Below are 20,083 nucleotides of genomic sequence, written 5' to 3'. Positions count from 1 at the left end.
GCTCACCACGGTAGAGCCCCGGTCTTCACCTGAACCGCGGCGGCGCACTTCTTGTCTAACTCATCCGCGAATCGAACACACAGTTTGCGCCATCTTTCAACGTCACTTACCCGAGCTTCGTCTGGGGCCGCGCCGTGAGCAATCTTGTTTCGACGAGACGATAGATCGACCAAAAGCTGGCGGACGCCTCCCTGTGAAAGACCGTTCCATCCGATTTCATCGGCCACAAATGGTAGGCCAATGACCGCCGTGATTTGATGCAAATGGCGGACCGTGACGCCATGGCTCATGTCGACCTGACGCTTGAAGTCCGACAGCTGCTGGGGCGAGAAGGACATAGCTCCTGCGGTCTCAAGAGCAACCGCCTCAACATAGCCCTCCATAGCGCCAGCGAGCAGCACCGTCGCTGCTCGCGTGAACGGACGCCCCGGCCTCTTCACGCCCGCAACCGCCGCGGGGGCTCCCCGTCTGCCGGCCGCAAATGAGCGAGCGTGAGCGATGTGCGCGTCGACGTCTGCGAGAACGATGTCGAGTCGAGTCCGAGCGGTGGAAGGCATGCCCGCATGCTGCCGGGCTGCCAGAATCGATCGTTTTGGAACAGGCACAGGACGAAGTACGGGGCACGACCAACAGGTGGCCCAACCCACCGCTAGCCTGAGGTGACCAACAAGGGGGTCCCGGTGGGGAACAAAGAAGTAGAGCCCGACGAGATTCGAGCCGTGTCCGAGCAGCGGTTCAAAGCTCATGTGGTTTGGGCGCGCGGACCTGGAGGGTTGCCGCCGATCAAAGAAGTTGAGTGGCTGGAGATCGAGCCCGCACGGGTCTTCGGGACGATCTTTCTGGACCTCACCGACATGGACTTACACAGCGCCATCCTGGCTCCGGACCTCGCTGGGCGGTATCGCGGCGTGAACATCCTCCAAGACCACACGAGCATCCGTGAGGCCGTAGAACGGACTGCGGCGAGCATGGCTCGTGTTCACAACGACTACGACAACGAGCGAGCAAAGGGCGACGAGAAGCCTTCACTGGACTTCTTCGCGAAGGTGGCGAATGAGAACAAGTTGCACGAACGTTTTAAGTACCTTCGCGACAGCCCGAGTGCCATCGCGGCAAAGCGGCTGATCGAGGTCGCTATGCGCTGGTACGAGAACCAGGACGGCTCCTACATCGAGCAGTTTCAGACGACCGGCTTCGATGCGCGGGTCTGGGAACTCTATTTGTGGGCCGTGCTGAGAGAGGCGGGCCACCGCGTAGAGCAGCCCAAGCCTGCGCCTGACTTCTTGGCACGAGGCATCGTTGGCGATTTCTATGTGGAAGCAACCACCTCGAACCCTCCGCCTGCCAATCAGGTGGTGCCGCCCCCCACGACCGAGGAAGACATCTTCGAGTACGTGCACAACTACCTGCCGACTCGGTTCTCGGGGCGACTGTGGGAGAAGTTGAACGATAAGGGGTACTGGACCCGCGAGGGCTTGGATCTGACTATCCCGTTCGTCATCGCGATCCAGGACTTCCACCATCCTCTCTCTATGACTTGGACCCAATCGGCCCTCTACGAATACCTGTACGGCGTGCGCATCGAAGACGTGGAGAGCAAGGGCAAGATACAGAGGGTTGAAGTGCCGGTTGCTCAAATCAAGTGGGGTACGAAGGAGTTCCCTTCGGGCTTCTTCAAGCTGCCCGACTCGGAGCACGTCAGCGCTGTCGCATTCAACGCGGCTGGAACACTGACCAAGTTCAACCGATTGGGGATCGCGGCAGGCATGGGTGATCCGAGTGTGGCCGTGAAGCACGAAGGGCGACGCTTCTCGAAAGACAACACGGGTGTTGAAGAAGTCTTTTCGCAGATGGTGACTCCCGGTTATGAGGAAGACTGGACCGACGGCTTCACCGTCTTCCACAATCCGAATGCGCTCAATCCGCTTCCCTTCGAGGCATTCCCAGGAGCCGCACACGTCTTCGAAGAGGACGGGTTACGCAAGCAGGTCTCCCCCGCCGGTCACCTCGTGTCGAGCACGACGGAGATCGTCTCGCACTACCGAGGCCGTCCGTAAACCAGCGGTTACGGCCGTCCGGCCTCTGGCCGGTGAGACGCACTGCCCTTTAGTTGGTTCCTCCGCAGCGCGGTTGGCCTGCCCCGAACTAGAGTGCGGCCGTGACCGACTTCGAGGCCGCTGCTGATATCGCTTGGCAGGTGTACCGGCTCGTTCCGTCTGTACCGGGGAGAGCGCAACCCGCTTTTCTCAGCTTGCCGGATACTGGCCACGGGACGCCGAGCTGGCACTGCTTGAACATGTGCGCGGGCACCTGACCTGAGCATCCAAGCCGAAGAAATTGCAAATGAGGGAGAACCATGGCACCGTCGATCTCACGGGCGCGTCGCGCGTCGCATGCGGTCAAGATCGCTGCGTGGCGTGCACAGAGCACGGGTGTGGTCAGAGCCTACGTGGAGTCGTTTGAACGCCCCGACGGGAAACCTGACCTTCGCTTGAGGGAGAAGGTCACCCGTCGAATCATTCGAGTTCTCTCGGACGACCCACTCATGCACCAGATCACTCCCCTCGCGACACTGATGGCAGAGTGCTACTCCCACGGGCATGGCCTGACAAAGCCAGCCGGCCGCGACGAGCACATCGCTATCGCCGCTCCGATCGTTGATCAGAACTCGAAGGAGGTGTGCTTCTGGTTCGATCAAAACTTTGGTGTGACGGTGCGCATCCAGACCGCGGCCGTCGTCTCCCCGCCGACCTCTGTGTGGTGCTTCATCGAGAAGTACTCCGATGAGGACGGTGGGCCGGGTCTCCGCCTCCGCGAGAAGGGGACGGGACGCAAGGTCGAGATGTACGGCAAAACCAAGGACCACCTGATCGCCTTCCTCACCAGCCCACAGGCCACCGGAAGTGACCAGCTCCTCGCGAACCTCTACGAGAAGGATGGACACCGCGACTATGTGCTGGTGTCAGGTGGCACGACTGTCGACACGTACGACGTGATCCGGTACGAAGACGACAGCAAACTCAGTTACATCATCGGTCCGACAACAGACACCGCCTACCGCGACGCGTTCAGAATTGTGGACGAAGAAACAGCAGCCACCGCACACGCACGAACCGCAGCAACGCACCTCCGCGATGGGCGATACCGCGAGGCTGTGCTCTCGGCCCGGCTCGCGATCGAGGCCGCCTGCGGCGGTCGAGGTCTCACCGTTGCGAATCGCCTAGCAGATTCTCCTGAAGTTTCGGATGCAGCGATGGCGCTCAACAAGCTACGCCACACCGCCGTCCACGGCCTCGACACGCGGATCGAACAAGACGACGCGGAAGAGGCCGTTCGCTTCATGAACCAGGTGCTTGAGCACGTGCTCGGCTCTAAATTCCTAGGCGCTCGCTGACACGCACGATTGCCACCCCGCAGGCTCATAATCGGTGATCGGTTCCGGTGAACCACCAACCGTGATTCGTGCGCATCAGCCGGAAGCGATCGTTTGCGGCGGGCCTAGAACAATCCGCGCTCATGGGTTAGTCGAGGCTCTTAATCACGGTCGCCGAGACTCCGCCGACGACCGTGCGCGCGGCCACATCGTGCGTGACGACTGCTCCGGCCGCGACCGCAGCATCGTCGCCGATCGTAACGCCCTGCATGATGAGCGCTGAAGCTCCGATCCAGACGTTCTTGCCGATCCGAATCGGCGCGGATGTGATCTCCGTGCGCCGACGGGCGGGATCAACAGGATGTCCCGAGGTTAGGAGGCTCACGTTCGGGCCGAGCATCACATCGTCGCCGATCTCGATCCCGCCGATGTCGTTGAGCCGGCATCCCTGATTGATGAACACGTTCTCACCTATCCGAATGTTCACGCCGTGGTCGGTGTAGACGGGCGGGAAGAGGTTGAAGGATTCGTCGACCGGCTGCCCAGTGAGGTCACCCCACGTCGCTCGAACCTCCTCCTGTCACGAGTAAGGCAGCGTCTTGAGCTGCTCCGTCATCCGAATCGCTCGCTGAACTCACGCAGCAAACCCCATGAAACACTCCCTTGAACAAAACTCCGTGGACTTCCTAAAGCCAATCAGCGCCTGGTCAACGAGACAAACAACCGCTGAGCGTCGTGTCGCACAACCATTCGTTGTGTCTAGGGTTGAGGGATGGATCTTGAGGCGGTGCGCACCTTCGTCGCGGTCGCGGATGCCGAGCAATTCCAGGCGGCGGGTGACGACCTGGGACTCACTCACCAAGCAGTGTCGAAGAGGGTCGCGAAACTCGAACGCGCCCTTGGGGTTAGCCTGCTCGATCGCTCGACACGGCGCGCGCGGCTGAGCGTCGATGGACAGGTCTTCCTCCCGCACGCGCGCGACCTCCTCAAGGCAGCCTCGCGTGCAGAGGGATCGGTGCAGAAAGAGAACCGCGAGTTCCGCGTCGACGTCCTGAACACCAGGACGGCACCCGCGACGGAGCTGTGGAGGTTTCGCCGCTTGCAGCCCGAAGTCACACTGGACGTTGTCACGCTCCCCGACGCAGACACAGCCGCGGCGATCACCGCAGTCCTCGACGGCACCATAGACGCGACCTTCCGAGCCCTCACGGACTCCACAATCCGCATCCCAACAGCGATCCGCGCCGGACGAGTGATCGAGGATCACCACCAGCTGCTCGTCGGGCCACGACACCCGCTCGCCGACTCCACCACCGTCACGCTCGCGGATCTCCGACCGTTTCGGATTTGGATGCCCGGCATGCGCGCAAACACCGAGTGGGGCGACTACTACGCAGAACTCAGCAACGAGTTCGGCCTACAAATCGACACCATGGGGCCAAGCTCCGGCGTCGACTCGCTGCTCGATGAACTTGCCGAATCCGCGAACCTCTCAACGCTCGTTGGCGAAGGATCGCGCTACCTCTGGCCCGAGTCGTACGATCTGCGACGGATACCGATCATCGATCCAACGCCGACCTACCCGCACTCGATCCTCTGGCGAGCTGACAACCGTCATCCTGTTCTCACAGCGTTCCTCGACTACATGCGCGAACAGCACCGGCCACCAGCGTCAAGCACGACATGGGCACCATCACGGAGCCCCGACTCCTGACCCGTGACCGCCGAAAACGTCTGCCGAATGCTGATTCTGAGCATCGTTTCCGGCGGCACGTTCGAGGCTCCGGCATCAAGCGTGCCGCAAACGATCGTTTGCGGGGGAGCAGCTGCCGGGCCACGCTTGTGGGAACGAGCCGAGCGCGACGCCGAGGAGCAAGCTGATGACCGTCCGTCTAGACAGCCCGAAGCGGATGACCACGATCTCGTACCGCCTGCACGACGCGGCCGATTTCGAGACCTCCAAGGGTGGCTATCTCGTGAGGCCAACGTACTGCGAGGTGAAGTGGTCCTCCGGGGCAATCGGCAAGATCGAGGTGACGGGAAACGTCGTCTCTCGCAAGACGGGACTCGTGGGCAACCGGCTCATCAGCGAGACGTTCATCATCCACGCGGCCAACGAGGGGGAAGACGTGAACCCGAGCCAGGCCTTCGACGGCCCCGACGTAGTCGTGGAGATCTGTCAAGCCGCAGTCGCGCTCGGCGAACGCGGTTCCATTGACTGACAGCAGGACGGCGGTCACTGACCGGTTCCGGCAGCGGCTCGGGCATCCAGGCTCTGGCGCTGGAGGTCAGCAGCTGACATCACTCGCCCCATAGACCCGAGCCGTCTGGTCGAAGCGGGAGCGACCCATGGCCTGCGATCTCGGTCCAGTCACCGTCATAAACGATCAGTTTCGAGCGATTCCTGAAATCCACAAGACCGCATCCGCACCACTTTCAGAGACCCAGTTTCAGGGTCGTACTACAACCGGCAACGAGGGCAAGGCAAACGCCACAACCAAGCACTCGTGAACTCTCGCGAGACGACGCTGCGACGTTCTCTGCGCAATACTCCGAGACGGCACCATCTACCAGCCACCTATGGCTCCTGCCGCTTGACAAGACCATAGGGACACCCCCCCATCTGAAACGGACCCCAATTGCCCGCTTCCCCCCAGCGCCGCCGCTTCGCGCTGTTCGTGCTCTTCTTCCTGCCGGGCATCACGATCGCATCCTGGGTGACCCGCACCCCCGACGTCCGGGATGCGCTCGGCGCGTCGACCGCGGAGATGGGGCTGATCCTCTTCGGCCTGTCGGTCGGGTCGATGGTCGGCATCCTCAGCTCGGGCCGGCTCGTCAGCAGGTTCGGCGCGCGCCCGGTCATCGCCGTCGGCGTGACCCTCGTCGCGGCGAGCGCGCTGACGATCGGGGCGGGTGCGGCGCTGGCCTCCGGCATCGTCGTGGCCCTCGGGCTCGCCCTCTTCGGCCTCGGCATGGGCGGCGCAGAGGTGGCGCTCAACATCGAGGGGGCTGACGTGGAGCGGCAGCTCGGCAAATCGACGCTGCCCGCCATGCACGGCTTCTTCAGCCTCGGCACCACCATCGGCGCAGTCGGCGGCATCGTCGCGACCGCCACGTCCTTCCCCATCCTGGCGCACCTCAGCTTCGCCGCCGTGGTCGTCGCGGTGGGGCTCGTCGCCTCCATCCGCCTCCTTCCCCGGGCTACCGGCAGGGCGGCGCTCGAGGCGAGCACCGACAAGGAAGATGCGCCAACCAGCAGTCCGCTCTGGCGCGACAGGACGCTGCTGCTGATCGGCGTCATCGTGCTCGCGCTTGCCATGGCGGAGGGCAGCGCCAACGACTGGCTCCCTCTGGTCATGGTCGACGGACACGGCTTCGACGCGGCCTGGGGCTCCGGCATCTTCGCAGTCTTTGCCCTGTCGATGACCGTCGGACGGTTCGTGGGCGGCTCGTTCGTCGACCGCTTCGGACGGCCCGCGGTGCTGTGCGCGAGCGCGCTGATCGGCGCGGCGGGGTTGGCGCTCATCATCTTCGTCGACAACCAGGCGGTCGCCGCCTGCGCCGCGATCCTGTGGGGCCTCGGCACGGCACTCGGCTTCCCCGTGGCGCTCTCCGCCGCTGGTGCCTCGGGCAACCGGCCGGATGCACGTGTCGCGTTCGCCGCGACGCTCGGGTACATCGCGTTCCTCGTCGGTCCACCCGCGCTCGGCTTCCTCGGCGAGGACTTCGGGCTGAGGTCCGCGCTCATCGCCGTGCTGGCCCTCGTCGCCGTCGCCGCCGTCGCGAGCTGGCGGGTCGGCCGCGGGGCACCGCGGCAGGAGGGCTCCGACGTCGCAGTCGCACCGCGATCGAGCTCCGAGAACTCGACCTCGCAGCGCTGAAGACGCCCGCGCTCGTCAGCTACCCGGTTCGTTGCGACACAGGCGGATTCAAGCCGCCCGCCGGAACGCCTGCGCGTTCGCGACGACCACGCCGACGATGACGATCGCCCCGCCCACAAGCTGCCCGATCGTGAACGGCTGTCCTGCCAGCAGGGTGAACGCGACCGTGAACACGGTGATCAGGTTCAGGAACACCCCTGCTCTGGCCGCCGGGATGACGGCGAGCGCGCGGTTCCAGAGCAGGTAGGACAGCACCGACGGGAACACCGCGATGAGCAGCAGCGACGTGAGCGCTTCCGCTGAGACCGGGAGCTGCGGGCCGCCCGTCGCGAGGGTGACCGGCGCGACGAGGAGCACGGTGATGACCGCCTGGATCGACGTCGAGGTGATCGGGGGCAGCGGCGGCGATCGGCGGCCGATGATCGTGTAGGCCGTCCAGATGCCGACGGCGCCGAACATGAGCAGCTGCCCGATCCCGAACCCCGCCTCCAGGAACGCACCGACATCGCCGCCGCTGACGACGACGAACACGCCGACGAGGGCGATCACGACACCCCAGACGCCGGTGCTGGTGAGGCGCTGGTTCAGGAAGACCGCGGCGGCGACCGCGATCACCGCCGGGTTGAACGCGTTGATGAGGGATGCGCTGAAGGCATCGCTGTACTGCAGGGCGGCGTAGAGCGTCAGGTTGTAGCCGACGAGCCCCGTGCAGCTGAGGGCGAGCAGCCACGGCCAGGCTCGCAGCACCTCACGCCATTTGGGACGCTCCACGAAATGCGCGATCGCGAGCAGCGGCACGGCGGCGAGCGTCCAACGCCACAGCACGAGGCTGAGCGGGTCCAAGGTCTTGAGCACTGCCTCGCCGACGATGTAGTTGCTCGCCCAGAACAGGGTCGCCCCGAGCAGCGACAGCACTGCGATCACCAGCGAGCGACGAGCGGATGCATCCTGCGCCGCACCCAACGAGCCCACACTCACGAGCACCCTCCCTGACCCGGGCAGCGGAACGCGGCTCGACCACGTCAGCCTAGCCAGGCGGCTCGCCCGCTAGCGTTGGCGGCATGAGAACCGTTGGCGTTGACCTGGCCGCCGAGCCCACCCGGACGGCGCTCGCCGCCATCGAGTGGGGAGCGGATACGGCCCGCGTGGCCGAGCTGCGGCTCGGCATCCACGACGCGGACATCGTCGACCTGTCGGTGGATGCGACGAGCATCGGCATCGACTGCGCGTTCGGCTGGCCCATCGAGTTCGTCGAGTTCGTGACGGCGCACGCAGGACGGGCGACGGGGGCGCGCACGCACTCCGGCATCGACCTGCGTCGGCGTCTCGCCTACCGAAACACGGACCGGGTCGTGCGCGAGCGCACGGGGCGGTGGCCGCTGAGCGTATCCACGGACCGGCTCGGCATGACGGCCATCCACTGCGCCGAGCTGCTCGAGGCGTTCGAATCGACCGGCGAGGAGGTCGACCGCTCCGGCGGCGGACGCTTCGCCGAGGTCTACCCCGCCGCAGCCCTGCGCGCCTGGGGGCTGCTCACTCCCGGGTACAAGACCAAGCCGGAGGCGCGCGTCCTGGCGGCGGCGGCACTGCTGGATGCGCTCCCCTGGCTCGAGACGACCGACGAGCAGCGCCTGCTCCTCGGCCGCTCCGACGACGCCCTCGATGCACTCGCCGCATCCCTCAACGCGCGCGCCCACGCGCTCGGCAAGACGCTGCCCGTCGCACCAGACCAGCTCGACGCAGCGAAGGTGGAAGGCTGGGTCGCCCTGCCGACCTGCTCCATCGCCGAGCTGGCGCCCCACGCCTAACGCCTGACGCCTGACGCCTGACGCCTGACGCCAGCCGGAACCGCCGCCGAGCGCTCAGCCACCGCGCCTAGCATCAGCGCATGACTCGAGCTGCGCGCAACTGGTTCACCGAGGGCGGGCGGGCCTACGCCGACTTCCGCCCGAGCTACCCCTCGACGCTGGCCGCTGAGCTGGCCGAGCTCACGCCGAGCACGGCCCTCGCCCTCGACGTGGGCTGCGGGAACGGCCAGTTCACGACCACCCTCGGCGACGTCTTCGAGGAGGTCATCGGCCTCGACCCGAGCGAGGAGCAGATCGCCAACGCCGCGCCGCATCCGCGCGTCGAGTACGTGCAGGCGCCCGCCGAATCGCTGCCGAGCAGCATCCACGACGGCTCCGCCAGCCTGGTCAGCGTCGCCCAGGCCGCGCACTGGTTCGACCTGCCCAAGTTCTACGACGAGGTCACCCGAGTGAGCGCCGACGGCGGCATCCTCGCACTCCTCTGCTATGGCATCCTCCACATCGACGATCCGGCGATCGACGAACGCGCCCAGCGCTTCTACGCCGACGACCTCGACGCCTACTGGCCGCCGACACGGCGCCTCGTCGAACGCGAGTACCGCGACCTCCCCTTCCCGTTCGAGGAGCTCGAGTTCCGCGCCCCCAGCATCGAGAAGAACCTCACGCTGGATGCGCTGCTCGGCTACTTCTCGACCTGGTCGGCCGTCCGCGCCGCCCGCGAGGCCGGCCAGGAGCACCTCCTCGAAGCCGTCGGCCGTGACCTCGCCGAGCTCTGGGGCGACCCCTCGACCGAGCGGCGGACGACCTGGCCAATCGGCGGTCGGGTCGGGCGAGTGAACCGGTAGCGCAGGCCCCGCATCCGCTCGGCAAAGCTGAGTAGCATGCCGACCATGCCCATCAGACTCGAGAATGTCGGCATCGCCGTCCGTGACCTCGAAGCGACCATCGCCTTCTTCACCGACCTCGGCCTGACCGTGCTCGGCCGCGACGAGGTGAGCGGCGAGTGGGCGTCCACGGCCGTCGGCCTCGACGGGAACCACGCGAAGATCGCCGTGCTGCAGACACCGGACGGACACGGACAACTCGAGCTCTTCGAATACCTCAGCCCAGAGGCCATCGAGACCGAGCCGACGCTGCCCAACGAGATCGGCATGCACCGCGTGGCGTTCTCCGTCGACGACCTCGACGCCTCGCTCGCGATCGCCGCCAGGCACGGCTGCCTTCCGCTTCGCGGTGTCGCGAACTACCAGGACGTGTACAGGCTCACCTACCTGCGCGGGCCGAGCGGCATCATCGTGATGCTCGCCCAGGACCTCACGAAGAGCTGAGCAGAAGCCGAAGCGCGGCTACCGGCCGGCCAGGTACTCGGCGAACGAGACGGGGGCCCTGCCCGTGACCCGTTCGACGTCGACCGAGACCCTCGACAGCTCACCGCTCGCGATCGCCGTGTACGTGCTCACCCAGGCATCGTTCTGCCAAGGCGGCGCGCCCCACTTCGCCCGCGACTCGTATGCCTCGTCGAGCGTCTCGTCGTGGAACGTGACGGCGGTGCCGCTGGCGAGCGCGATCGCGTCCGCGATCTCGGCCGCACTGAGGGCCTCAGGTCCCGTCAGGTCGTACGTCGCACCCTGGTGCGCATCCGGCGCGAGCAGCACGCTCGATGCGACCGCGGCGACGTCGGCGCGGCTCACGATCGACACACGTCCGTCTCCCGAGGGGCCGCGCAGCACGCCGTCGTCGCCGACGAACATGGGCATGACGTCCATGTAGAAGTTGTCACGCAGGAACGTCCACGCCATCCCAGACGCCTTGAGGTGCTCCTCCGTCGCGAAGTGGTCTCGCGCCAGCGTGAAGGTCGAGTCCGGCGATGCCCCGAAGAACGACGTGTAGACGACGTGCTCGACCCCGGCGTCTGCCGCCGCGTCGATGAACGCGCGATGCTCGTCGAGCCGTGTCTCGCTCTCGGACGCCGACACCATGAAGAGCGTGTGGACGCCGCGCAGGGCGGCCGTCGATGCGGCACGATCCGCGTAGCTGAAGGGCGCGACGACGCAGCCGGGCAGCTGGGGCGCCTTCGCCGGCGTGCGCGCGAGGAGGAGCTGCGGTGCTCCCACATCCGCGAGCTGCCTGGCGACGCGTCCGCCGACAGCGCCCGTGCTGCCGGTCACCGCGATGCGATCGACGCGTGATTCGCTCATGCCGCCCTGCTCTCGTCGTACCGGAGCTGGGCATCCCCGACGTCGGACATGTGCTCGGCAGCCCAGTCGGTGAGGATGCGGAGCGGACCGAGCAGGCTGCGGCCGACCTCCGTCAGCTCGTAGTCGACACGGGGCGGCACCTGCGGGAAGACGGTGCGCGTGACGAGGCCATCACGTTCGAGGCCGCGGAGCGTCTGGGTGAGCATCTTCTGCGAGACGCCATCGACGGCCGCCTGGATCTCCGAGAATCGCTTCGGCCCGTCGTGCAGCGTGCCGACGACCAGCACCGTCCAGCGATCGCCGATCCGATCCAGCAGTCGCCGCGACGGGCAGTCACGGACGTACGGGTCCCACAGCGGCTCGGACATGGTCCACCCTTCCTCGGAGTATCCACAGGTTACCCAGTCACCAGCGGAGACTCAAGAGGTGCGCAAAGGGCACTTCGCGGTAACCGACTCCCCGCAAAGTGCCTTCTTCCCCTCCCCGCAGTCGGTCTCCTACGGTGACCTTCGGCGGCTGAAACGGCCGCCGCGACGAAAGGACCATCATGGCCAAGATCACCATCCTCGGCGGGACCGGATACGCCGGCAGCCACCTCGTCCGGGCGGCAGCCGCCGCTGGCCACGAGGTCACCTCGTTCAGCCGTTCGCGTCCCGCGGAGCCGATCGAGGGCGTCTCATACGTCAACGGCAGCGTGCTCGAGGACGGCACGCTGGAGCACGCGATCGACGGCGCGGAGGTCGTCGTCTCTGCACTGGCACCCCGCGGCGAACTCGAGGGACGCACCCGGGGACTCCTCGCGAAGGCCGCCGAGCTCGCGGCTTCCAAGGGGGTGCGCTTCGGTGTCATCGGCGGCGCCGGCTCGCTGTTCGTCGCCGAGGGCGGCCCGAGGCTCTTCGACACGGAGGGCTTCCCGGATGCGGTGAAGCCCGAGGCCTCCGAGATGGCGGGCGTGCTCGACGACCTGCGCGCATCCGCCCCCGAGCTCGACTGGTTCTACGTGAGCCCTGCTGCCGCGTTCGGGGCCTGGGCGCCGGGCGAGGCGACCGGCAAGTACCGCATCGGCGGCGACGTGCTCCTCACCGACGCGAACGGCGACTCGAACATCTCCGGTGCCGACTTCGCGACGGCGATCGTCGCCGAGATCGACACGCCCACCCACCGCCGCGCCCGCTTCGGCGTCGCGTACTGACTGACGGTACCCCCAGCCTCACCCTGCTTGCAGCACTCCTCATCCAGTCGCAGACCTGGGGGTTGCGCATGCTCGTTGCTCAGCAAGCATGCGCAAACCCCAGGTCTCCGGGCGGAGGGACAGCCCGGCGTCATCGGGCGACGCGAAGCGCCGCGAACCCGGAAGTGGGGTTCCGTTCGATGCTACGTCTCGCTATGTACCGAGTCAGCGACCGCGCGTGAGTTTCAGACGAAGAACAGCGCGACCGCGAAGCAGCCAGCCGCGAGCGCGAAGTGCAGCGTCGCCATCTTGCGGCTCGCCTTCACCTCCCCGGTCGTGAGACGCGCGTAGACCTCGCGGAAGCGCTCCCGGGGGCGATCCTTGAACAGGACTCCGAGCACAAGCGCGATCACGGTCGGCACCGCGTAGATCACCGTGTAGGCCGCGAGCGCCGCAACCGCCGTCGGGGCGGAGACCTCGGCGTCGATGAGGCGCTCCACGGCAAAGAACATCGGGAACGCGTTCGGCAGATCCGCGACCGTCGCGACGACCCCGAGCGGAAACGCGGTGGCCGGATTCACCCAGCGCAGCAGCGGGTAGCCGCGGCGCTCGCGAGTTCGGAAGCGCCGCACCCCGAAGACGACGAACAGGATCCCGAAGCCGAGGAAGATGATGCGGCGCATCCACGTGGCGAGGTCGTCGACGAGCGTCCCGGCGAAGCTCGCCCCGAAGTACACGAGCATCGTCAGCCCGAAGAAGGCGACCGCTGCGCCCGCCGCGTAGACCCAGCCCGTCGGGACCGGTCGCTGAACGGTGAGCAGGATGAGGATGACAACCGCGATCGTCGACAGGTTGAGCGAGTCGATGACGGCGAGGCCGATGAGCGCGGCGACCAGACCGCCGCTCACCCCTCGCTCCCCCGCATGCCGTGGACTCTACCGGGCGGGCCGTCCGCTGACTCGCCTCGTCGGCCGCGATGCCCGCCGCGCCTGACCAACTTCAGTGCTCATTCGGCTGAAAACGCTCCTCAAAGCCGGCCAGGCCCTGGATGAGCACTGAAGTTGGTCAGGCGGCCCGGGGTAGGGCAGATCGGGGGCTGGCAGCGGCGACCGCAGTCCGAGTCCGCGACCGCGCGCCCTCGCCTCAGCGCACCGGAACGTCCGCGAGCGCCGCGGCGAGCGCATCCGTGAACCGGTCGATGTCGTGCTCCTGGAACGACAGGGGCGGCCGAACCTTGAGCACGTTGTTGCTGGGACCTGCCGTCGAGGTGAGCACGCGGTGCTCGCGCAGCGCGTTGACGAGCGCGAGCGCTGTCACCCCGTCGGCTTCCTTGCTGGATGCGTCGGAGACGATCTCGACGCCCGTGAACTGCCCGGCGCCGCGGACGTCGCCGATGCGCGCATCCCCAACCGAGCGGATCGCGGCGCGCAGCTGGTCACCGACGCTCGCCGCACGTTCCGGCAGCCCTTCGTCGCGCAGCACATCGAGCACCGCCTGCGCGGCGGAGATCGCGACCGGGTTCCCGCCGAACGTGTTGAAGTACGGGATGTTCGTGGCGAAGGGCTCGAGCACCTCGGGGCGCGCGGCCATGCCGGAGACGGGGATGCCGTTGCCCATGGGCTTCCCCATGGTGACGATGTCGGGCACGATGTCGTGCCTCGCGAAGCCCCACATGCGGGGTCCGAGGCGACCGAAGCCCGGCTGCACCTCGTCGGCGATCCACACGCCGCCGGCCTCGTGCACGGCGTCGAACGCCGGTTTGAGGAAGCCGCTCGGGTCGGCGGCGACGCCATCGGACGAGAAGACGGAGTCGGCGAGGAAGGCCGAGAACTTCACCCCGTGCCTGGCGAGGTCGGCGATGGCCGCTCGGATGTCGGCGGCGAGCTTCTCGCCGACCAGCTCGGGGGCGGTTCGGTAGGTATCCGGCCCTGGCACGGTGCGCACCTCGAGCCCGAGCGTCTGCCCGCTGCCGAGCGCCGGGGAGACGCCCGAGGTCAGTCCAGAGGTGCCGTGGTACGCCTCGCTCGTGACGATGACGCCGCTGCCGCCGGTGTACGCGGCGGCGACGCGCAGGGCGAGGTCGTTCGCCTCCGACCCCGTGCACTGGTACATGACCTGGCCGATCTCCGCCGGCATCGTCGAGAGCAGGTCCTCCGTGTAGTCGAGGATCGCCTCGTGCAGGTAGCGGGTGTGGGTGTTGAGGGTGCCAGCCTGCGCCGCCATCGCCGCCACGACCCGCGGATGCGCGTGGCCGAGGCTCGCGACGTTGTTGTACATGTCGAGGTACTCGACGCCGTCGTTGTCGTAGAGGTACGTGCCGCTGCCCCGCACGAGGTGGACGGGGTTCGAGTAGAAGAGCCGGTAGGAGGGTCCGAGGAGCCGCGTTCGCCGCTCGACCATGGCCTCGGTCTCGGCCGCCGCTGAGGACTCCCCCACCCGGTAGCTGTTGCCGTCCATGATCGTCGATCTGCTCACGTGACGTGTCCTCTCCCGCGGGCGCGCTTCGCCCGGTCGGCGCTTCGATCCTGTCCGGCCCAGTCGAGCGCACTGTTTCCTCCTGGTAAATCGTGTGTAACGAGTGCCCGTACATCGCTCATCTTCAGCGAATCAGCACCTAGACATGGATCACCCCGCACTCAGCCGGCACACACCAGAGCCGCCGCGAGCCGTGCATCCGCTGCACGAATCGCCCCAGCCCGAGGAGACGACCATGATCGAGGCAACGCTCAAGCAACCCGTCTCGGGGCTGCGCGTCTTCGACGCCCTCGTCAAGGGGGAATCGGCTCCCGCCTGGCTGCACGACGGGATGCTCGCAGCGTTCGGGCTCCCGCCCGAGGCCGCGACGCAGCTCATCTCCGTCTCCGAGAACGCGTCGTACCTCGTCGAGCTGGCAGGCCAGCCGATCGGCGTGGTTCGCCTGCAGCAGCCCGGCTACCAGGAGGGTGAGGGCCAGCTCCGCTCGGAGATGCTGTGGGTCGAGGCGATCCGCGACTCGGGATGCGCGGAGGTCCCGTCTCCCATCCCGGGCGCCGACGGACAGGTGACGCAGAGCATCCCGTCGCCCGACGGGATGGCCCTCAAGGCTGTGTACTTCGAGCATGTTCGCGGCTCGATCCTGCAGGACGTCGAGGACGCGACGCCGTGGTTCACGGAGCTCGGGCAGATCACGGCCCGCCTCCACGACCACGCGCGCAGCTGGCGGCGACCGGCGGGGTTCGACCGGTTCACGTGGGGTCTCCCCGACCTCCTCGGCTCGACCGCGAGGTGGGGCGACTGGCGCCGCGCCTCGCTGACGCCGGCGCAGCTCGACCAGCTGGAGCGCGCCGAGATGTCGGCTCTCAGCCTCGTGCAGGCCGCGCCAGCTGGCTGGCAGGACTGGGGGCTCGTGCACTCCGACCTGCGCCCCACGAATGTGATCCGGGACGGCGAGCGGCTGATCGTCATCGACTTCGACGACTCCGGCTTCAGCTGGTTCCTCTACGACTTCGCGTCGGCGCTCACCTTCCAGGAGCACAAGCCCGAGGCACGCGTCATGGCCCGCAACTGGATCGATGGGTATCGATCCGAGGGACGACTGACGGATGCGCAGCTCGAGCTCGGCTGCGCCCTCTCCATGGTGCGCACGCTCACGATGCTCGGCTGGAGCACGACCCACCGCGATGAGGCGCTCCCGCCGGACCTGCAGGGCGGTGGCGTCATCGACGCCGCACTGTTCACCGCCGACCGGTTCCTGGCCTCCCCGACCTGGCTCATCGACTGACCCTCGCGGCTGTGGTCCGCTGACCGCCGCCGCGCACCCGAGGCCCAAAGCCCCATCACGAGCGTGGCGCGCCCGCGAGCCGCCCGCTCCCCAGACTGCTCCACCCGTGCATCCCGCACGCCATCTCCCTCCATGACCCCAACACAAGGAGCCATGTATGCCCGCTGCCGATCTCGCCTGGATGCTCGCCGCATTCGGACTCGTCCTCCTGATGTTCCCCGGAATCTCGTTCTTCTACGGAGGAATGCTCAACAGCAAGAACATGCTCAACATGGCCATGATGGTCTTCGGCTCGATGGCCGTGGTCGCCGTCATCTACGTGCTGTTCGTGCACGGGATGGTGCTCGGAAACTCGGTGGGGGGCGCCGGAATCATCGGTGACCCGCTCGCGTTCGTCGGCATGGAGTCGTTCATGACGGACTCGTCCGAGGGCGACATCATCGCCGTCGACGCCTACTGGGGTGCCTTCTACATCCTGTTCGCCGCCATCAGCATCGCGATCGTCGCATCCGGTGCGGCTGGGCGCATGAAGTACTGGGCGTGGCTGGTCTTCGCCGCACTGTGGACGATCCTCGTCTACGCGCCCCTCGCCCACTGGGTCTTCGCGTTCACGAGCGACGACGGCGAGACGGTCGGCGGGTGGATGCGCAACGTCCTCGGCCTGCACGACTACGCGGGTGGCACGGCGGTGCACATGAACGCCGGCGCTTCGGCTGTGGCCCTCGCCCTCGTGCTCGGCCGCCGCAAGAACACGGAGCTCCGCCCGCACAACATGCCGCTCGTCCTTCTCGGCGCCGGCCTCCTCTTCTTCGGCTGGATCGGCTTCAACGGCGGAACGGCCGCAGGCGCGAACTTCCTCGCCGGCTACGTGGTGCTCACGACGACCCTGTCCGCGCTGACCGGCGCGTTGGGCTACCTGCTCATCGAGCGCATCCGCGACAAGCACGCCACGACGCTCGGCATGGCGACGGGCATGATCTCGGGCCTTGTCGGCATCACCCCGGCAGCGGACGCCGTCACCCCGCTCGGCGCGCTGGCCCTCGGCTTCATCACGGGTGCCGTGGTGGCGCTCTGCATCAGCTGGAAGAACCGTGCCAAGGTCGACGACGCGCTCGACGCGTTCTCGGTGCACGGCATCGGCGGCATCGTCGGGGCCCTGTTCGTGGTGTTCCTCGGCGCGGCCGCGGCACCGGCTGGCATCGCGGGCCTCTTCTTCGGCGGAGACCCGAGCCTCCTGTGGCGTGAGCTCGTCGCCATCGTCGTCACGTGCGTCTACGCGTTCGTCGTCACGTACCTGATCGCGTGGGTCATGAACAAGATCGTGCCGATCCGCGTGCCCGACGAGGTGGAGTCAGTTGGTCTCGACCGCGGCATCCACGCCGAGAGCGCCTACGAGTTCGAGGCACGTTGACCATGATGGAGACAGGCCGCTCCGGTGTGCTCGGCAGGTCCGAGTTCACCCCGCGCGATCAGAACACGCAGTCGACGCGCGACCCCCACGACCAGAACGCACAGACAACGCCAGCACAGAAGAGGAGCGCACGCCGATGAAGCTCGTGACCGCAGTGATCCAGCCGACGAAGGTCGACGATGTGAAGGATGCTCTGGAGGCCGCAGGCTTCACGGGCCTCACGATTACCGAGGTGGAGGGGCATGGCCACCAGAAGGGCCTCACCGAGTTCTACCGCGGGCAGGCCGTGAAAGTCTCGTTCCGCGCCAAGACGCGTGTCGAGGTGCTGGTCGCCGACGAGACGCTCGAGAAGGCTCTGGACGTCGTGGTCGAGGCGGCCCGCACCGGCAACGTCGGCGACGGGAAGGTGTGGGTGACGGATGTCAGCCACGTCGTCCGCGTGCGCACGGGCGAGTCGGGCCCCGCGGCCGTGTAGTCCGCGCACCGTGTAGCTCACGCCATCGCGGCGCCCCAGATCGTTGTGGCCCGTTGCTGTTCCCGGCACTGGGAGCAGCAACGGGCCACAACTTTGCGCGCTGGTGTCAGCCGAGTTCGAGCCGCATGAAGGTGTCTGCCCGCGCGTAGTAGTCGTCCACGGGCAGCTGCTCCCGGGTGATGCGCGTGAACCCTGCCGCCTCGTAGAGGTGCAGCGCGGCCCGGAGACTCGAGTGAGAGCCGAGGAAGACCAGGCGACCGCCGAGCTGCGGGGCACGCTCGATCGCCGCCGCGATCAGGCGCCGGCCCACTCCCGAGCCCTGAGCCTCCGGCGACACGCCCATCTTCGCTAGCTCGAACACCCCTTCTCTGTGGGGAAGGAGCGCGACGCAGCCGACGACCCCGCCGGAGACCGCGCGCGCGAGCAGCACGTCGCCGCCCGGCTCCACGATCTGCCCGAGAGGATCGTCGAGCAGCCTGCGATCGTCGGTCGTCACGCTGAAGAGGCGCGAGATCCAGGCTTCGCTGATCTCCCGGAAGGCTGCGGCGTCGTCAGCGGAAACGAGTGAGGTCACGGTGATGTGGGTCTGAAGCTCTGGCATTCCCCCAGAGTGCCGCTCACACACCAAGAGGTCCAATACTGGTTGCACGCGTGATCAATAAGCTTGAGGTATGGATTCCCGGGTTGAATTGCGCCACCTCCGCTACTTCCTCGCGCTTGCCGAAGAGCTGCACTTCGGCCGCGCCGCCGCCCGCCTCCACATCGCGCAGCCCGCGCTCTCGCAGCAGATTCGCCAGCTCGAAGAGCTGATGGGCGTCACGCTCTTCGCGCGCACGTCGCGTTCCGTCGAGCTGACGGAAGCTGGGAGCGGGTTTCGTCCGAGAGCACAGGGGCTGCTCGCCTTGCTCGCCTCCGACGTGGATGAGGCGCGCCGCGTCGCGCGCGGCGAGTCAGGACGCATCGACATCTCGTTCATCTCGTCCGGGGCTGGCATCGTGAGCACGATCCTGCACCACTTCACACGCAGCCGCCCGAACGTGCTCGTCGAGCTCCACGAGGGCCCCACCACGGCGGTGCTGGACCGCCTGGAGCGCGGCACAGCCGACGTCGGGATCGTGCGCGACGCAGACGAACACGCGGGCCTCACGGTCTCGACCCTCTTCGCAGAGCCCTTCGTTGCCGTCCTCCCGGCCAGCCACGCACTGGCCGGAGCCGCAGCGGTGACTGCGACCCAGCTCGCGTCGTCTCCACTTGTGCTCTTCCCCCAGGCCTCCGGGTCGCGCGCCCATTCCCTCACCCTGCAGCCTTTCCGCGAGGCAGGCATCGAACCATGGCTCGGCCTCAGCGGCTCGGAGTGGGGCACCATCTTCCACCTCGTCGCGGCGGGACTGGGCGTCGCAGTCTCCCCTGCCAGCGCGGCCGCACCCCTGCCGCGCGGAGCTGTCGCGGTCCCGCTCGCCTCGACTGGGGCCGTCAGCCTGGTCCAGCTCGCGCACAGGGCCAGCGATGCGAACCCACTGGTGCGCGCATTCAGCGCGACAGCCGCGGAGGTGAGGGCGGCGACCACGCCGCAAGTCACGGCGACTGCATGACCATCGCGCTCGACGCTCCGCGTCAGAGCTCCGGGTGCTCGCGGCGGCGAGCTCGGTAGGCCGCGACGGCAGACCGATTCGCGCACCGCGTCGAGCAGAACCGCTTGGTGCGATTGCGGGTGAGGTCGACGACGACACCCTCGCAGCGATCGGCATCGCAGGTGCCGAGACGCCTCATCTCGTCGGCTCGGATGAGATCGACAACCGCGAGCGCCGTCTCGACCATGATGCGCTCAGCGAGAGGCCGGTCGGCGTCAACCGCGTGGAGGTGCCAGTCGTGCCAGCCCTGGCCGTCAGTGCTGGCGTAGCGCACAAGAGAAGGCTCTGGACGTCGTGGTCGAGGCGGCCCGCACCGGCAACGTCGGCGACGGGAAGGTGTGGGTGACGGATGTCAGCCACGTCGTCCGCGTGCGC

22 protein-coding genes and 2 pseudogenes are annotated in these 20,083 nt (G+C 67.2%); 15 read left to right on the top strand and 9 right to left on the bottom strand.

The annotated features are described in order from the left end of the window. Positions 1 to 2: 2 nt before the first annotated feature. Positions 3 to 557 carry a hypothetical protein gene (locus C5E05_RS19875; RefSeq protein WP_146081131.1) on the bottom strand — a complete coding sequence of 185 codons (555 nt, stop codon included), beginning with the start codon at positions 555 to 557 and terminating at the stop codon, positions 3 to 5. A 123-nt stretch (positions 558 to 680) separates the two neighbouring features. Between C5E05_RS19875 and C5E05_RS14555 the strand changes: the two genes are divergently transcribed. Continuing rightward, positions 681 to 2,057: a hypothetical protein gene (locus C5E05_RS14555; protein ID WP_146081130.1), complete on the top strand. Its 1,377-nt coding sequence runs from the start codon at positions 681 to 683 to the stop codon at positions 2,055 to 2,057. A gap of 299 nt (positions 2,058 to 2,356) precedes the next feature. Further along, on the top strand, positions 2,357 to 3,394 hold the full coding sequence (locus tag C5E05_RS14550) for a hypothetical protein (RefSeq protein WP_104342333.1): 1,038 nt from the start codon (positions 2,357 to 2,359) through the stop codon (positions 3,392 to 3,394). 127 nt (positions 3,395 to 3,521) lie between these two features. On the opposite strand, the gene C5E05_RS14545 is transcribed toward C5E05_RS14550, so the two are convergent. Then, positions 3,522 to 3,860, bottom strand: coding sequence for a DapH/DapD/GlmU-related protein (locus tag C5E05_RS14545; protein WP_258064887.1), 339 nt, complete (start codon positions 3,858 to 3,860; stop codon positions 3,522 to 3,524). A gap of 300 nt (positions 3,861 to 4,160) precedes the next feature. Here C5E05_RS14545 and C5E05_RS14540 point away from each other — a divergent pair, with 300 nt between their 5' ends. The 4 genes and pseudogenes from C5E05_RS14540 to C5E05_RS14525 all read left to right on the top strand — a co-directional run bounded on the left by C5E05_RS14540 (position 4,161) and on the right by C5E05_RS14525 (position 7,254). After that, a complete protein-coding gene (locus C5E05_RS14540; RefSeq protein ID WP_219819549.1) occupies positions 4,161 to 5,087 on the top strand; it encodes a LysR family transcriptional regulator in 927 nt (308 codons plus the stop codon). 166 nt (positions 5,088 to 5,253) lie between these two features. Then, positions 5,254 to 5,595, top strand: coding sequence for a hypothetical protein (locus C5E05_RS14535; protein WP_146081129.1), 342 nt, complete (start codon positions 5,254 to 5,256; stop codon positions 5,593 to 5,595). A 216-nt stretch (positions 5,596 to 5,811) separates the two neighbouring features. After that, a pseudogene (locus C5E05_RS14530) lies at positions 5,812 to 5,971 on the top strand (IS110 family transposase); the annotation flags it as partial. A 41-nt stretch (positions 5,972 to 6,012) separates the two neighbouring features. Continuing rightward, entirely contained in the window at positions 6,013 to 7,254 is a 1,242-nt protein-coding gene (locus C5E05_RS14525; protein WP_104342330.1) for an MFS transporter, read from the top strand. A 48-nt stretch (positions 7,255 to 7,302) separates the two neighbouring features. Here the strand turns inward: C5E05_RS14525 and C5E05_RS14520 are convergent, their stop codons facing one another. After that, complete coding sequence (locus C5E05_RS14520) at positions 7,303 to 8,232, bottom strand: DMT family transporter (protein ID WP_258064886.1); 930 nt, start codon at positions 8,230 to 8,232, stop codon at positions 7,303 to 7,305. Between the two features lie 83 nt (positions 8,233 to 8,315). Between C5E05_RS14520 and C5E05_RS14515 the strand changes: the two genes are divergently transcribed. The 3 genes from C5E05_RS14515 to C5E05_RS14505 all read left to right on the top strand — a co-directional run bounded on the left by C5E05_RS14515 (position 8,316) and on the right by C5E05_RS14505 (position 10,390). After that, the gene (locus C5E05_RS14515) at positions 8,316 to 9,062 is read left to right on the top strand and encodes a DUF429 domain-containing protein (RefSeq protein WP_104342328.1); all 747 of its coding nucleotides are present in this window, start codon (positions 8,316 to 8,318) and stop codon (positions 9,060 to 9,062) included. Positions 9,063 to 9,142: 80 nt separating this feature from the next. Further along, positions 9,143 to 9,907 carry a class I SAM-dependent methyltransferase gene (locus C5E05_RS14510; RefSeq protein ID WP_104244577.1) on the top strand — a complete coding sequence of 255 codons (765 nt, stop codon included), beginning with the start codon at positions 9,143 to 9,145 and terminating at the stop codon, positions 9,905 to 9,907. A 45-nt stretch (positions 9,908 to 9,952) separates the two neighbouring features. Continuing rightward, positions 9,953 to 10,390, top strand: a complete 438-nt coding sequence (locus C5E05_RS14505; protein WP_104342407.1) for a VOC family protein — start codon at positions 9,953 to 9,955, stop codon at positions 10,388 to 10,390. Positions 10,391 to 10,408: 18 nt separating this feature from the next. Here C5E05_RS14505 and C5E05_RS14500 read toward each other — a convergent pair whose 3' ends face one another. Then, on the bottom strand, positions 10,409 to 11,260 hold the full coding sequence (locus tag C5E05_RS14500; protein ID WP_104342327.1) for an SDR family oxidoreductase: 852 nt from the start codon (positions 11,258 to 11,260) through the stop codon (positions 10,409 to 10,411). Next, positions 11,257 to 11,628, bottom strand: coding sequence for a helix-turn-helix domain-containing protein (locus C5E05_RS14495; RefSeq protein ID WP_104244573.1), 372 nt, complete (start codon positions 11,626 to 11,628; stop codon positions 11,257 to 11,259). The genes C5E05_RS14500 and C5E05_RS14495 overlap by 4 nt, the downstream gene beginning before the upstream one ends. A 179-nt stretch (positions 11,629 to 11,807) precedes the next feature. Here C5E05_RS14495 and C5E05_RS14490 point away from each other — a divergent pair, with 179 nt between their 5' ends. Then, positions 11,808 to 12,452, top strand: a complete 645-nt coding sequence (locus tag C5E05_RS14490) for an NAD(P)-dependent oxidoreductase (protein WP_104342326.1) — start codon at positions 11,808 to 11,810, stop codon at positions 12,450 to 12,452. A gap of 224 nt (positions 12,453 to 12,676) precedes the next feature. Here C5E05_RS14490 and C5E05_RS14485 read toward each other — a convergent pair whose 3' ends face one another. Together C5E05_RS14485 and C5E05_RS14480 are read right to left on the bottom strand one after the other, a co-directional pair. Further along, on the bottom strand, positions 12,677 to 13,339 hold the full coding sequence (locus C5E05_RS14485) for a GAP family protein (protein WP_104342325.1): 663 nt from the start codon (positions 13,337 to 13,339) through the stop codon (positions 12,677 to 12,679). Between the two features lie 235 nt (positions 13,340 to 13,574). Further along, positions 13,575 to 14,906, bottom strand: a complete 1,332-nt coding sequence (locus tag C5E05_RS14480) for an aspartate aminotransferase family protein (RefSeq protein ID WP_219819548.1) — start codon at positions 14,904 to 14,906, stop codon at positions 13,575 to 13,577. Between the two features lie 235 nt (positions 14,907 to 15,141). On the opposite strand from C5E05_RS14480, the gene C5E05_RS14475 reads away from it, so the two are divergent. The 3 genes from C5E05_RS14475 (at position 15,142) to C5E05_RS14465 (ending at position 18,077) form a co-directional block, all read left to right on the top strand. After that, entirely contained in the window at positions 15,142 to 16,191 is a 1,050-nt protein-coding gene (locus C5E05_RS14475; RefSeq protein WP_181059623.1) for a phosphotransferase enzyme family protein, read from the top strand. A 157-nt stretch (positions 16,192 to 16,348) separates the two neighbouring features. Beyond that, positions 16,349 to 17,602, top strand: a complete 1,254-nt coding sequence (locus tag C5E05_RS14470) for an ammonium transporter (RefSeq protein ID WP_104301531.1) — start codon at positions 16,349 to 16,351, stop codon at positions 17,600 to 17,602. A 136-nt stretch (positions 17,603 to 17,738) separates the two neighbouring features. Then, on the top strand, positions 17,739 to 18,077 hold the full coding sequence (locus C5E05_RS14465) for a P-II family nitrogen regulator (protein ID WP_104244561.1): 339 nt from the start codon (positions 17,739 to 17,741) through the stop codon (positions 18,075 to 18,077). 106 nt (positions 18,078 to 18,183) lie between these two features. On the opposite strand, the gene C5E05_RS14460 is transcribed toward C5E05_RS14465, so the two are convergent. Further along, positions 18,184 to 18,678, bottom strand: a complete 495-nt coding sequence (locus C5E05_RS14460; protein WP_104244559.1) for a GNAT family N-acetyltransferase — start codon at positions 18,676 to 18,678, stop codon at positions 18,184 to 18,186. 70 nt (positions 18,679 to 18,748) lie between these two features. On the opposite strand from C5E05_RS14460, the gene C5E05_RS14455 reads away from it, so the two are divergent. Next, positions 18,749 to 19,669 carry a LysR family transcriptional regulator gene (locus C5E05_RS14455; protein ID WP_104244557.1) on the top strand — a complete coding sequence of 307 codons (921 nt, stop codon included), beginning with the start codon at positions 18,749 to 18,751 and terminating at the stop codon, positions 19,667 to 19,669. A gap of 22 nt (positions 19,670 to 19,691) precedes the next feature. On the opposite strand, the gene C5E05_RS14450 is transcribed toward C5E05_RS14455, so the two are convergent. Beyond that, the gene (locus C5E05_RS14450) at positions 19,692 to 19,982 is read right to left on the bottom strand and encodes a CGNR zinc finger domain-containing protein (protein ID WP_104342323.1); all 291 of its coding nucleotides are present in this window, start codon (positions 19,980 to 19,982) and stop codon (positions 19,692 to 19,694) included. Positions 19,983 to 19,984: 2 nt separating this feature from the next. Here C5E05_RS14450 and C5E05_RS14445 point away from each other — a divergent pair. Further along, positions 19,985 to 20,083, top strand: a pseudogene (locus C5E05_RS14445) (P-II family nitrogen regulator); the annotation flags it as partial.

Origin of the sequence: Pseudoclavibacter sp. AY1H1 (genome assembly GCF_002931055.1) — a bacterium.
Lineage (GTDB): Bacteria > Actinomycetota > Actinomycetes > Actinomycetales > Microbacteriaceae > Pseudoclavibacter.
This window is presented reverse-complemented; position numbering and strand designations above follow the sequence as displayed.